Raw genomic sequence first — 13706 nt, forward strand, 5'->3', positions numbered from 1 at the left:
CGGCTGCTCTACTGCGGCCCCAGGCTGAGGACGCAGTCTTCTCCGGCGCGCAGGGAGAGCGGTCGCGCTCCGGCGGAAGTCCTGAGATCGACGCGCAGGGTGCGGGCGGGGCGGATGACGGCCGTACGCTCCCGGGGGCTCCAGGTCAGGTCGACCTCGGCACCGAACCGCGTGCGGATGCCGTGCAGTCGGCCGGTCGGGTACGCCGTGGGGAGCGCCGGAAAGAGGACCAGCCGTCCCGGGGTGGACTGGACGAGTGCCTCGATGAGGACGGCTGGGAGCGTGTGGGCGGCGTCCGCGTTGTAGACATGGCGGTTCGGGTAGTGGCCGCTCATGAGGGAGACGTGGAAGAAGTCCCCTGCCAGCACCTTGCCGAGGGCCGCCGTCACGCGGTCGGCGTCGCGCAGCCGGGCTGCCACCAGGGCGTGGTGGAGGTGGCCGTGCGCCGAGTCGTTCTCGGCGCCGCGTAGTTCGAGGGCGCGATGGGCCGCCTCGGCCAGTTCCGGGGTGTCGTAGGGATTGATCTCGTCGAGGGGCCAGACGCCGTAGAGGTGGCTGAGGTGTCGGTGATCGTACGTGTCCTCCAGGCCCGGCCAGGCCCATTCGGCGAGCGCGCCCTCGGAGTTGACCCGATGCGGCGGCAACCGATCGGCGAGCGCCCGCCATCTTTCGGCGTCCGGGCCCGGGTGGTGGTCGGCGGCCGTGCGCAGCGCGTGGCGGGCCGCGGAGAGGTCCATGGCGGCGTTGAGGGTGACCCAGCCCGCGTTGGCGGGACGGTTCTCCGGTGAGTACGACGGGACGACGACCAGCCGACCGTGCTCGTCGGTCCGGGTGAGGAAGTCCTCGTAGAAGTACGCCACTTCGGCGAGCGCGTCCGCCAGGCGCGGGTCCCGCACGCCTTGGGTCTCCTCGTGGTCCACGAGCGGCTTGAGCAGCCAGTCGGCGCCGGCGGTCCACACGTGCAGGGGGTACTCACGGCTGAGGTGGTAAATGTGCCCGGACTCACCGTCGGTGTGCGCGGGGGCGACGACGCCACGTGCACCGAAGATCGCCCGCGCGTTGTCGCGCCAGTCGGGCAACTGGCCCCGCACCAGGGCGGCGTGGGCCTCGGTGACCTCCGGGAGGGCCCCCGCCGCCGCGGACGCGGTCTGGAGGTTGAGGTTGGCGTCGGTGGTGAACGCACCGGACCAGGCGGTGTCCCAGTCACCGGTCCACAGGCCGGTCAGACGCGGCGGCAGCGTTCCGGAGGCCGACAGGAGGTGGTAGCGGCCGGCCGCGAGGAGACGCTCCAGGAGGGCGGGGCTGCCCGGTCGGCGCAGCAACTCGGAGCCGGGTAGGGCTCGTTCGGCGGCGGGGGCCGCCAGATCGAAGCCCGCACGGAGGTACGCGGAGCGGTGGAGAGGTGTGTGGCGGGCCAGGAGATGGGCGTAGGCGGTATGGGCGGGGGTGGGGGTGGAAGCGGGGACGGGGGCGGTACCGCCCCCGGCCAGCAGCGCGCGCAGTTCCCGGGCCTCGGCGAGTACGTCCAGCTCGCCGGTGTGCCGTCGTACCCGGGTGAGCAGGAGCAGGGAGCGGGCGCCTTCCACCCGCAGGCCGGGAAGGGCGGTCCGGGTCCGGCCGCCGGTGACGACGGCGAGGGTGACTCCCGTGTACGCCAGGTCGCTGCCCGGATAGCGGGCGCGCAGCGTGAGCAGCGCGCCCTCGGGGGTGAGGACCCAGCTGTGCCCCACCATCACGTCACCCGGCAGGCCCGGTAGTCGATGGTCGAGGGTCACGTCGACGGTGAGGTCCGGCTCGGTCACGTACTGGACGACGACGTCGTCGGCGCGGGAGACGAAGACCTCGCTGCGCCAGCCGCCGTGTTGGGCACCCGCCACGCCCGTGGTGAAGTCGACCTCCCGCCGGTAGGAGCCCCGTTTCGCCGCCGGACGGCGCAGCCGCACCTGGAAGGCGGGGTGGAAGGGCCGCACCCACAGCAGTGGACGTCCGTCGGTGAAGTCCTCCCCCGCGGTGACGTCACCGGCGAGCAACCGGTCCTGGACCGCGCGGAGTTGGTCCGCGAGTGCGGGAGGACGGGCGTCCTCGTCGCCGTTCGGGCGGACCAGGGAGTGATGGTTGACGATGACCCGGTCGTCGTTCGGATCCCCGAACACCATGGCGCCGTGTGTTCCGTTGCCGCTCAGGAAGGCGTCCTCCCAGCGGGCGGCGGGCGCGGGTTCCCAGGTGCCGTGCACGGGTCCGGTGTCCGGGGCGGCGGTCGGCTCGGGCGCGGTCATGGCGCGAGCACCGCCACTCCGTAGCGTTCCAGGTGGACGGAGCCGGTGAGGGAGCGGCCGGTGAGCAGGTCGCGGTGGGTGCCAGGCACCTCGACGGTCACCTCGTCGCGCCCGTGGTTGAGCAGGAAGAGCAGCTCACCGCGGCGTACGGCCTCGACCCCCTCGGGGAGCGCGTCGAGCACCGGTCGGACCCCCGCTCCCTCGGCCACCTCCGCCAACAGCGCCCGGAGTGCGGGGAGTTCGGGGAGCGTGGAGAGGTACCGGACACTGCCTTTACGGAGGACCGCCGGCAGCCCGTCCAGTTCGCCGCCCTTGTAGACGGCCTCGGTCACGCCGTCCTCGGCCTCGATCTCCTCCGACCAGAGCGTCCCGCGGAAGCCGTCGCACTCGACGGTCTCCCCCGCGTCCAGCGGCCACCACTCGTGCAGCGTGCGGATGCCGAACAGCTCCCGCAGCCGCGCGTCCACTCCGCCGGGGCGCACCCGGTCGTCCTCGTCGGCGACTCCGGTCAGGAATCCGCAGACGAGGGTGCCGCCGTCCCGTACGTAGGCGACCAGGTTGTCGATCGCCGCGTCCGTGAGCAGGTAGAGCTGCGGTACGACCACGAGCCTGTACGGGGAGAGGTCGTGTTCGGGGTGGGCGAAGCCGGTGGTGAGGTGGGCCTCCCAGAGGGCGCGGTGCCAGGCGCTCAGGACCTGGGGGTAGTCGACCTCGGAGGAGAGACGGCCGTCGTGGGCGCCGGCCCACCAGGAGTTCCAGTCGTGCAGGACGGCGATGTCGGCGGTGACCTGACTTCTCGTCACTTCGGGGCCGATAAGTGCGAGTTCGGCGCCGATCCGCTTGATCTCCTGGAAGGTGCGGCCCCGCTCCCCCGCGTGGCCGACCATCCCCGAGTGGAACTTCTCCGCGCCCTGCCGGGACTGGCGCCACTGGAAGTAGCAGACGGCGTCGGCGCCGCGCGCCACCGCCTGGAGGGACCAGAGGCGGTTGAGGCCGCGCGGTTTGGGGTGGTTGACGCCACGCCAGTTGACCGGTCCTGCCGCCTGCTCCATGAGCATCCAGGGGGCGCCCGCGGCCTGGGAGCGCGTCATGTCCTGGACGAGCGCCGCGCTCTGGGCGCCGAGGGGATCGCGGGGGTCGGGGTAGATGTCGACGGAGACGACGTCCTCCTCGGCGGCCCACCGCCAGGCGTCCTGGCCCATCCACATCGGCATGAAGTTGCTGGTCACGGGGGTGTGCGGGGTGTGACCGCGGACGATGTCCCGTTCAGCGCGGTAGCACTCCAGGAGCATGTCGGAGGTGAAGCGCCTGAAGTCGAGAACGTGCGTCGGGTTCTTCAGGTAGTGGGCGTGGCGCGGCGGGAGGATCTCGTGCCAGCCGTCGTAGCTCTGACCCCAGAAGGCCGTTCCCCAGGCCTTGTTGAGGACTTCGGGAGTGCCGTACTTGTCCTGGAGCCAGCGGCGGAATCCGGCGGCCGCCTCGTCGCCGTAGTCGAAGGTGCAGTACTCGTTGTTGATGTGCCACATCGTGAGCGCGGGGTGGCTGCCGTAGCGGGCGGCCAGGTCCTCGGTGATGGCGGCGGCGTAGCGGCGGTAGGTGGCGCTGGAGTGCGAGAAGTGCTGGCGGGAGCCCCACCACTCGGTGCGGCCCTCCTCGTCGCGGGGCAGCGTCTCGGGGTGGAGGCGGCCCATCCAGGGCGGGGGCGCGGAGGTCGGTGTGGCCAGCACGACACCGATGCCGCTGTCGTGCATCAGGTCCATCAGCCGGTCGAGCCAGCCGAACTCCCTTGCACCCGGGCGTGGTTCGAGTTTCGCCCAGGAGAAGACGCCGAGGGTGACGGAGTTGACGCCCGCCTCCTTCATGAGGCGTACGTCCTCGTGCCAGGTCTCCTCGGGCCACTGCTCGGGGTTGTAGTCACCGCCGAAGAGGATGCGGCCTCGGGTCGCCTCGCCGAGTTCGGGCATCAGGCGGGCTCCCCGTACTGGATTCCGCGGCCGTTGGTGCCGAGGTACACGCGGCCGTGGACACGTGGGTCGCCGACGATGACCTCACCGGTCCAACCCCACTGGTGGGCGTCGTCGTTGATCCGCACCCAGGTCCTGGCCTCGTCGTCGGAGCGGAGGACGGCGGTGATCGCCTCGGTGGAGCCGACCTGGTAGATCGCCGGGTAGCCCGCGCCGGGAGCCGCCTTACCGAAGCCGAGGGTGTACGAGGCCCAGCAGCTGTCGACCTTCGTGAAGGTGGCACCGCCGTCGGTGGAGCGGTGGAGGCCGTTCCACTTGGCCGAGAGCCACAGGTCACCGTTGCGGCCGGGCGCCGCGACCACCTTGAACTGGCTGTCCCCCGCGGGCAGCCCGGTCGCACGGGCTGTGAACGAGAGGCCACTGTCAGTGCTCGCGTACAGCGTTCCTGTGTCGGTGTCGTACGCGTAGAAGAGCGTCGGGTCGGCCGGGTCGGCGACCGGCGTGGCGCCCTTCGGGAAGGAGGAGATCTCGGACCAGGTCGTGCCGTTGTCCGCCGAGCGGTGAGCGGGGTACTTCGTGCCGTCCCAGTGCACGAAGGACCAGAGCAGGACGCTGCCGTCGGCGTCGGTGGCGATCGGCCCCGGTGCGTTCTTGGCGATGTCGGGTTGGGCCGCGAAGGGTGCCCAGGTCCTGCCTCCGTCGCCGGAGTGCGCGCCGTTGCCGTTGTCGCCCCAGCCCGCCCGGACGACGTACGCCGGCCTGGCCGCGGCCTGCGCGAGTCCCGTCGCCGACCCGGACACGGGGTTCGTCGCCATGCCGCGCGACGGAGACGCCGTGAGCCGCTCGTGGTACATCACGCCGATGTCCCCGAGTCCGCTGATCAGATGTGCCTCCCCGGCCGGGGGCGAGATCAGCTGGCGCACGGCCGTCTCCTCCAGACCGCGGACCCGCGGCGCCCAGTGCCTGAGGTCGCGGGTGCCGTAGAGGGTCGCGCCCGTGCCGTACACGACGTGTTTCGAGTCGTACGGGTCGACCGCGAGCGCCTGGATCCACCAGCCGAACTTCGGCTCGTCGCCGCCCCACTTGAGGAAGGGAGTCTCGGACACGTCGAACACGGCCACGTCCTTGAGGGACGTCCAGGTGCGACCGCCGTCGGTGGTCCTGAACAGCGTGTCGACGTCCGCCCAGCGGTTGTTGGTGGAGACGACGACGGTACCCGCGCGGCGGGCGTCGACGGCGACCCCGCCGTAGCCGAAGGTGTCCGAGGCGCCGTCCGGCCTCGTGCCGCCCGGCTCGACGGGGGTCACGTCGGTCCACCGGCCGGTGGTGGTGCGCAGCTTGTGCACGCTGCCGTCCGACTGGCCGTTGGGTCCGGGCGCGTCGGCGTAGGTCACGTACAGCTCGCGGGTGTGCGTGTCGTAGGCCGCGCGGACCGGGACCTTGGCGGCGGTACCGGAGGGCTGTCCGGGTACGGCCTGCCAGGTCGTGCCGTCGGTCGTGCGGTAGAGGTTCGCCGTACCGGAGGTGCCGTCGGCGTCGCCCCAGCCCGCGTAGACGGCGCGTCCGGCCGCGACGAGGAAGGTGATGCCCTGCCCGGTCGGGGTCGCGGTCGCCGGGAAGCCGGTGACGGCCGCCCAGCCGGCGCCGCGGTCGGTCGACTTCAGCAGTCCGTCGTGCCGGGTGCCGAGCCACAGGGTGTCGCTGTCGCGCGGGTCGACGAGGAGGCGTTCGCCGGTGCCGCGCCCGTCCTCGTTGGCGCCGAGTTTCACGTTCAGGTCGGTGCGGGTCCAGGTGGCTCCGCGGTCCTCGGAGCGCAGCACGGCGCCGTCGCCGGCCCACGACTGGGCGTACGTGCCGAGCGCGGCGTAGAGCCGGTCGGGGTGCGCGGGGTCGACCGCCAGCGCCTCCACCCCGAGGAGGTTCCAGTCGTCCCAGCCGATGTGGTCGGTGAGCGGGGTCCAGCGGGCGGCGCGCTCGTCCCAGCGGTAGGCGCCGCCGATGTCGGTACGGGCGTAGGCGAGTCCGCGTACGGCGGGGTGGAAGAGGACGCCGGTGACGAAACCGGTTCCGCCGATGACGACGTTGCGCCAGCGGTACGCGGCGCCTTCGGCGGCGACGGCCCGGCTCCCGAACGCGGGAACGGCGGTGAGCGCGGCCACGGCGGCGGTTCCGGCGAGAACGGCCCGTCTGCTCGGGCGGGGCGTGCGCATGACATACCTCGTTCGGAAGGAGGGGGTAGGGGAAGCGCCCCTTCAGGGGCGCGGGGAACCGCGCGGCCGGCCACAGCCGGACCCGCGGCCGAAGGACGGCCCCCGGCGCTAGGCGAACAACGCGGAGCGAACCCCGCGGAGCGAACCCGTTGGGGGCCGCCACGGCCGACCGCCGATCAGGAGCAGGTCGGCCGTGGCGACGACAGTGGGCCGGGGACAGCGGGCCGGCGCGAGTCAGCCCTTCACCGCCCCGGTGAGCATGCCCTTCTTGAAGTGCCGCTGGACGAAGGGCGAGAGGAACGCGACGGGCAGCAGCGCCAGCACCATGACGGCCATCTGCACGGCGAGCGCGGACAGTTGGCCGGTCTTGATGGCCTGCCCCATGCCGACCGGCGGCTCCTGCTTCTGGACCAGCTGGATCATGACGTTCTGCAACGGCATCATGTCCTGGTCGCTCAGATAGATCGACGCGTTGAACCAGGCGCTCCAGTAGCCGACGGCGTAGAAGAGCGTGATCACCGCGATGACCGCGCGGGAGAGCGGCATCACGATCGTCCAGAGGATCCGCCAGTCGCCCGCGCCGTCGATCCGCGCGCTGTCGGTGAGTTCCGGCGAGATGCCCATGAAGAACCCGCGCAGCACCAGGATGTTGAAGACGCTGATCGCGCTCGGCAGGATCAGCGCCAGATAGGTGTCCGTCAGACCCAGCGCCTGCACCAGCAGATACGTGGGGATGAGGCCGGCGCCGAAGAACAACGTCGCGAGCAGCGTCATCAGCATCCAGCGGTGCCCGACCGACCCGATCCGCGAGAGCCCGTACGCGGAGAGGATCGACACGGCCATCGAGAAGAGCGTGCCGACGAGGGTGACGCCCAGACTGACGAGGGTGGCCCGGGTGACCTGGCCGCCGCTCAGCAGTTCCTGGTAGGCGATGAAGGTGACGCCCTTGGGGATCACCACCAGTCCGCCGGCCTCCGTGATCGCCTGTTTCGTGGACAGGCTGGTGACGACGACGATCCACAGCGGGAACAGGACGGCGAGGCAGGCGCCGACCAGCACTATGCCCTTGCCGGCGAGACCGGCCCTGCCGGGTTCCTCCTCCCAGACGGGTCTGGGCGGGGCCGCCCAGCGGCCGGGTGCCCTCGGTGACCGTTCGTCGGAGACGGAGGCCGCGGAGGACTCCGTGATCGTGGCACTCACTTCTTGTACACCCCCTGCTCGCCCATGAGATGGGCCACCTTGTTCGCCGCGAGGACGAGGCCGAGACTGACCACGCCCTTGATCAGGCCCGCCGCGGCGGCGTAACTGAAGTCCTGGTTGCGGACGCCGTTCCACCACACGTAGGTGTCGAGGACCTCGGCCGCGCCCGGTCCGACGGCGTCGCGTTGCAGCAGGATCTGTTCGAAGCCGACAGTGAGGGCGTCACCGACGCGCAGCACCAGGAGCAGGGCGATCACCGGGCGCAGCGCGGGCAGCGTGACGTGCCACATCCGGCGCCACCGCCCGGCCCCGTCCATCGCCGCGGCCTCGTACAGGTCGGGGCTGACCGAGGCCAGCGCGGCGAGGAAGACGATGATGCCCCAGCCCGCGTCCTTCCAGATGCCCTCGGACGTCACCAGGAACTTGAAGATACCCGGGTCGGTCATCAGGTCGAAGCCCTCGTAGCCGTGCTGTCGCAGGGTCTGCGCGATGATGCCGGCGCCGCCGAAGATCTGCTGGAAGACGGTGATGACCAGCACCCAGGAGAAGAAGTGCGGCAGGTAGAGGATCGCCTGCGACACCGCTCGGACCCGGGGCCTGATCACGCTGTTGATGAGCAGCGCGAGCAGGATCGGGATCGGGAAGAACAGCAGCAGTTGGAGGGAGAACAGCACGAGCGTGTTCCGCACGGCGTCCCAGAACGCCGAGTCCTCGAAGAGCCGGGTGAACTGCTCCAGCCCCACCCAGGGGCTCTCGAAGATGGCGACGAAGCCGTTGTCGCTGACGTAGGGGTCGTACTCCTGGAAGGCGACGACGTTGCCCAGGATCGGGATGTAGTTGAAGACCAGGACCAGCAGGATCGCCGGCAGGGTCATCAGGATCAGCGTGCGGTCCCGCTTGAAGCGGTTCCTGAAGGTGCCGCCCCTGGCCGCCTTCCCGGACGTCGAGGCCCGGGCTCTCCCGGAGCCCTTGGTCACCCCGGAACCCTTGGCCACCCCGGACCACTTGGACGTCGGCGAGGGCTCGCCGTCGGCGGCGTCGGTCACCGAGGACGGGGCCGAGGCTGGCGCCGCGCCCTCGGCGGCGCCCGGTGTGGTGCTGTGTGCCACCTCGTCACCCCTGCGCCGAACCGTTGTCGTCGAGCAGCTTCTTGTACCAGTCGCGCAGTCCGTCGCCGCCCTGGCTCTTCCAGTCCGAGACCGCCTGCTGCATGTCGCTGATCTTCTTGCGGCCGCGGACGATGTCGTCCTCCAACTGCTCGAAGTCGTTGGAGAGGTTGGTGTAGCGGGCCGGCTCGGTGATCTGGAGGCCGTAGAACGAGGACTTCTTGGTGAACGCGCCCATCCGCTGCTGCCACTCGACCTGTTCCTTCGCGATATCTGGGAAGTCCGGGTGCGCGATGGTCGAGGCGGGGCTCGCGAGCATCACGAAGGCGTTGACGACCTCCTGGTTGCCCTTGTCGTTCTTGGTGGGCGTGCCGTCCTTGACGGTGTAATGCGTGCCCTCGACCCCGTAGTTGGTGAGCATGTACTCCTCGGTGCCGTACGGGGCGGCGGTGACGTTGGCGGCGGCCAGGATGTCGTGGACCGCGGCCTTCGACGCCTTCCGGTTGACGAAGGCGAAGATGCCGGCGGGCGATCCGGCCCACAGGGTGGGGTCGCCGCCGTCGTGGCCGATGATGTCCATGCCGCCGATACGGAACTGCTTGTTCTGGGTGGACTGTTCGGCGGTCTTGCCCCACCAGGTCGAGATGTCGTTGTTGAAGAAGAGCACCTCGCCCGAGGTGAAGCGCAGCCCGGAGTCGCCCTGGTTCTGCGCCCTGGCGTCCGGGTGCACGACGCCCGCGTCGTACAACTTCCGCGTCCACTCCAGCGCTTCGAGGTACTCCTCGGTCTCCACGCGGTAGACCAGCTTGCCGTCGACGAGGTTCCAGCCGAGCGGCTTCTCGCTGCCGGACAGGACGCCGAACATGTTGAAGGCGGTCCACTTCAGGTCGTCGCAGGCCCAGACCTTGGCCTTCGCGTTGGTGATCTCCTTGGCGAGGGACAGGAACTCGTCCGCCGTGGTGGGGAGTTGGTAGCCCTTCGCGTCGAAGATGTCCTTGCGGTAGTACGGCACGATGTTCGGCACGTACGAGGAGGGCATCGGCAGGCCGCGCAGCTTGCCGCCGAAGATCGAGCGCTGCCAGGCGTCGGTCGGGATCGCGGCGAGGTTCGGGTAGTCCTTGACCTTGTCGCCGGACAGGTACGGGCCGAGGTCGGCCATCTTGCTGATGATGGCGCTGGGTATCTTGCCGCCCATGTTCCAGCTGGGGATGACGACGACGTCCGGCATGTCGCTGGAGGCGAGTACCGCGCCCAGCTTCTCGTCGTAGGTGTTGCCGTCCTGGTTCTGCCAGACGACGTCGGCGCCGATCCTCTCGTTCATCGCCGTGTAGTAGGCGTTGTCGCCCTTGGGCGGCGAGCCCCAGAACGGCGACATGATCTTGATGGAGCCGCCCTTGCCGAGCTTCTGGGGCACCGAGGTCTTCAGGTCGTCGAGGACGAGCTTGCCGGTGAAGCCGAGGGAGGAACCGTTCTTCGACGGGATGTCCGGCGTCACCACGTTCTGTGCCACGAAGGTGGGGAGGATCTTCTGCGCGTCCTTGCCCGAGGTCGTGCCGTCCTTGGAGCCGCCGTCGGAGCCGCCGCAGGCGGTCAGCAGCGGCATCCCGCCCGCCACCGCTGCGGCGGCGACCGCCGTGGAGGCGAGGAAGCTTCTCCGGCTCGGAGCGGAGATGGCGGAGTTCGGCGTCATTGCGTCAACCCTTCATGGCGCACCAGGACACCCGGCGGTAGGGCCGTCGGCTGCGGTGTCTTGAGTGGAACTGGCTGAGCTGAAACGGTCCTCGGAGGACTGCACGCCCCAGGCGGCGATCCCGTTCAGTCGAAGCGCTTCGATGTTGCTGCGAGGTTAAGTGAACGTGTGGGGGTGCACAAGGGTCGATTCCAAGATTCCTCGGAGGCGTACCAGGGCTCCAGAGGACTGGATCGGCCCCGTGCGGCACTTGATGTGCCGATGAGGAGACGGAGTTGTTGCGGCTGGGTGTCTTGACACCCAGCCCTCAGTCGACTGAGCATCGAAGCGCTTCGAAAGCGCCCCGTCGCTCCATCGCAAAGGGATCACCACGTGACCGCACAAACGCCGCCTACGCCCCCTTTCCGTGATCCGCAGCTGCCGTTCGCGAAGCGCATCGACGACCTGCTGGCCCGGCTCACGCTCGACGAACGGATCGCGTTCCTGCACCAGTTCGCACCGGCCGTCGAGCGGCTCGGCGTCGCCGCCTTCCGCACCGGACAGGAGGCGCTGCACGGCGTGGCCTGGATGGGCCCGGCGACGGTGTTCCCGCAGGCCGTGGGGCTCGGCGCGACCTGGAACGACGAGCTCGTACGGCGTATCGGGGAGGCCGTCTCGACCGAGACCCGTGCCATGCGCGCCCGCGACGAGCGCGTCGGCCTCAACGTGTGGTCCCCCACGGTCAACCTGCTCCGCCACCCGCTGTGGGGCCGCAACGAGGAGGGCTACTCGGAGGACCCACGGCTCACGTCGGCGATCGCGACGGCGTACACCCGCGGTCTGCGCGGCGACCACCCGGTGTACTGGCGCACGGCCCCGGTCCTCAAGCACTGGCTGGCCCACAACAACGAGACGGACAGGGACACCTCGTCCGCCTCCGTCCGCCCGCGCGTTCTGCACGAGTACGACCTGCGCGCCTTCCGCGAGACGGTGGAGGCGGGCGCCGTGGCCGGTGTGATGCCCGCGTACAACCTGGTCAACGGCCGCCCCAACCACGTCTCCCCCTATCTGCGCGAGCACCTGCGCACCTGGACCGAACAGGACCTGCTGGTCTGCTCGGACGCGGGCGCGCCCTCCAACCTGGTCGATTCCGAGCACTACTTCGACACCCACGAGGAGTCGACCGCGGCCGCGGTCCTCGCCGGAGTGGACAGCTTCACGGACCACGGCACGGACGGCTCGCGGATCGCCGAACGCGTCCGAGGCGCTCTCGTCCAGGGCCTGTTGAGCGAGGCCGACATCGACGCGGCGGTACGCCGGCAGCTCGCGGTCCGGTTCCGGCTGGGCGAGTTCGACCCGGGGCTCGACCCGTACGCGGGCGCCGCGGACTTCGACACCCCGGCCCACCGCGCCCTCGCCCAGGAGGCCGCGGAGCAGGCGGTCGTGCTGCTCAAGAACGACGGCCTGCTGCCGCTGGCCCCCGGTGTCCGCGTCGCCGTCGTCGGACTCCTCGCCGACGAGTGCAAGCTCGACTGGTACAGCGGCACGCTCATCCACCGGTCCACTCCCCTGGAGGGCCTGTACGAGCGTTTCGGCGCCGAGTACGTCGACTTCGCGGAGGGCGTGGACCGCGTACGCCTGCGGACTTCGTCGGGCGCCTACCTGTCGGTGCCCCTGCACGGGGAGGCGGACGACGAGGCGGACGACGAGGCGTGCGGCGCGGAGGGCGCGCTGGACCCGGCGCTCCTCGCGGGCCGTACGGACCTGCCCCCGCTCACCACCGACGCGGCCGGCACCGAACTCGCTCTCATCGACTGGGGCGACGGAGTCCTGACGCTGCGCGCCCCCGACGGCCGCTATCTCTCGGTCGCCGACGACGGCTTCGTACGGGCCTCCGCGGACCAGCCCGGCGGCTGGGTCGTCCAGGAGACATTCCGCCTGGAACCCTCCGGAACCCACGAGAGCGGCCACCTCCTGAAGCACATCGGGACGGGTAGGTACGTCTCTGTCGCCGCCGACGGCGTTCAGGTTGCCGCCGAGGACGCGGCCGAAGGGGAAATCCTCCAGCTGGAGTTCACCGAGCGCGGCGAGGACGCGGTGGCGCGCGCGGCGGCCGGCGCGGACGTCGTCCTGGTGGTCGCGGGGAACGACCCGCACATCAACGGCCGGGAGACGCAGGACCGTACGACCCTGCGGCTCCCGGCCCACCAGGAGCGGCTGCTCCGGTCGGCCCGCGCGGCGAACCCGCACACGGCCCTGGTCCTGGTCAGCGCGTATCCGTACGCGGTGGACCACACGGACCTTCCCGCCGTCCTGTGGACCGCGCACGGCGGGCAGGCCGCGGGCACCGCCCTCTCCCGCGTGCTGGCCGGAGACGTCTCCCCCGCAGGCCGCCTCCCGCAGACCTGGTACGCCTCCGACGAGGACCTGCCCGGCCTCCTCGACTACGACGTGATCGGCGGCCGTCAGACGTATCTGTACTTCGAGGGCACGCCGCTGTTCCCGTTCGGACACGGCCTTTCGTACGCGCGGTTCTCGTACACCGGCCTCGAAGTCAGCACTCCCACCAGTGGGTTGCGGGTCTCCTTCACCGTCACCAACACGGGCACGGTGGCCGCCGACGAGGTCGCCCAGCTCTACACCCGTGCCGTGGACCCGTCCGTCCCGCGTCCCCGCCGGGAACTGGCGGCACACCGCCGCGTCCACCTCGCTCCCGGCGCCGCGACCACGCTGACCTTCGAAGTCCCGCTCTCCGCACTGGAGTTCTGGGATGTGGCACACGGCCGTCCACGTCTGGAGCCGGGCCCTCACGAACTGCTCGTGGGCGCCTCCAGCGAGGACATCCGGCTCCGCGCGACGGTCGAACTCGACGGCGAACCGGCCGCCCCTCGCCCGGTCCGCGAACTGGGCCTCGCCGCGGCCGACTTCGACGTGCAGCGGAACACCTCGATCGTCGACCGTACGAAGGTGACGGGCGACTCCGTGACACCGGTGGACGGCGGGGCGGGCGAACTCGTCTTCCACGCCTGCGACTTCGGGGACGGCGTCCGGCGGGTCACCGTCGAGGTGGCGGGCGAGGGCGTCGTGGAGATCTCCCTGGACGGCGGCTCCCCGATTACTCCAGTGACCCTCGACGCGACCAAGGGACCCTACGAGTACACGACGCTCGCCGCCGAGTTCACCGCCGCCGGCGTGCGTGACGTACACCTCGGACTGCGCGGCCCCTTGCGGCTCGCGCACGTCGGCTTCTCCGGTTGAGGGTCCGGGCAGGCCGGCACGAC

7 protein-coding genes are annotated in these 13706 nt (G+C 70.7%); 1 reads left to right on the forward strand and 6 read right to left on the reverse strand.

The window, feature by feature from the left end; translation table 11 throughout:
- Window positions 1–8: 8 nt before the first annotated feature.
- The 6 genes from ACIP79_RS24915 to ACIP79_RS24940 all read right to left on the reverse strand — a co-directional run bounded on the left by ACIP79_RS24915 (window position 9) and on the right by ACIP79_RS24940 (window position 10446).
- Window positions 9–2276, reverse strand: coding sequence for a glycosyl hydrolase family 95 catalytic domain-containing protein (locus ACIP79_RS24915; protein WP_401226780.1), 2268 nt, complete (start codon window positions 2274–2276; stop codon window positions 9–11).
- Window positions 2273–4240, reverse strand: coding sequence for a beta-galactosidase (locus ACIP79_RS24920; protein WP_401226782.1), 1968 nt, complete (start codon window positions 4238–4240; stop codon window positions 2273–2275). Before ACIP79_RS24920 ends, ACIP79_RS24915 begins: the two co-directional genes overlap by 4 nt.
- Window positions 4240–6450, reverse strand: a complete 2211-nt coding sequence (locus ACIP79_RS24925; RefSeq protein ID WP_401226783.1) for a 1,4-beta-glucanase — start codon at window positions 6448–6450, stop codon at window positions 4240–4242. The genes ACIP79_RS24920 and ACIP79_RS24925 overlap by 1 nt, the downstream gene beginning before the upstream one ends.
- Window positions 6451–6684: 234 nt before the next feature.
- Window positions 6685–7650 (reverse strand): carbohydrate ABC transporter permease, encoded by a 966-nt coding sequence (locus ACIP79_RS24930; protein ID WP_401226785.1) that lies wholly within the window; start codon window positions 7648–7650, stop codon window positions 6685–6687.
- Window positions 7647–8759 carry an ABC transporter permease gene (locus ACIP79_RS24935; RefSeq protein WP_401226787.1) on the reverse strand — a complete coding sequence of 371 codons (1113 nt, stop codon included), beginning with the start codon at window positions 8757–8759 and terminating at the stop codon, window positions 7647–7649. Before ACIP79_RS24935 ends, ACIP79_RS24930 begins: the two co-directional genes overlap by 4 nt.
- Before the next feature lie 4 nt (window positions 8760–8763).
- Window positions 8764–10446, reverse strand: coding sequence for an extracellular solute-binding protein (locus ACIP79_RS24940; RefSeq protein ID WP_401226788.1), 1683 nt, complete (start codon window positions 10444–10446; stop codon window positions 8764–8766).
- A 372-nt stretch (window positions 10447–10818) separates the two neighbouring features.
- Here ACIP79_RS24940 and ACIP79_RS24945 point away from each other — a divergent pair, with 372 nt between their 5' ends.
- Window positions 10819–13683 (forward strand): glycoside hydrolase family 3 C-terminal domain-containing protein, encoded by a 2865-nt coding sequence (locus tag ACIP79_RS24945; RefSeq protein WP_401226789.1) that lies wholly within the window; start codon window positions 10819–10821, stop codon window positions 13681–13683.
- Window positions 13684–13706: the final 23 nt, after the last annotated feature.

The sequence above is a fragment of the Streptomyces sp. NPDC088747 genome (assembly GCF_044751025.1).
Lineage (GTDB): Bacteria > Actinomycetota > Actinomycetes > Streptomycetales > Streptomycetaceae > Streptomyces.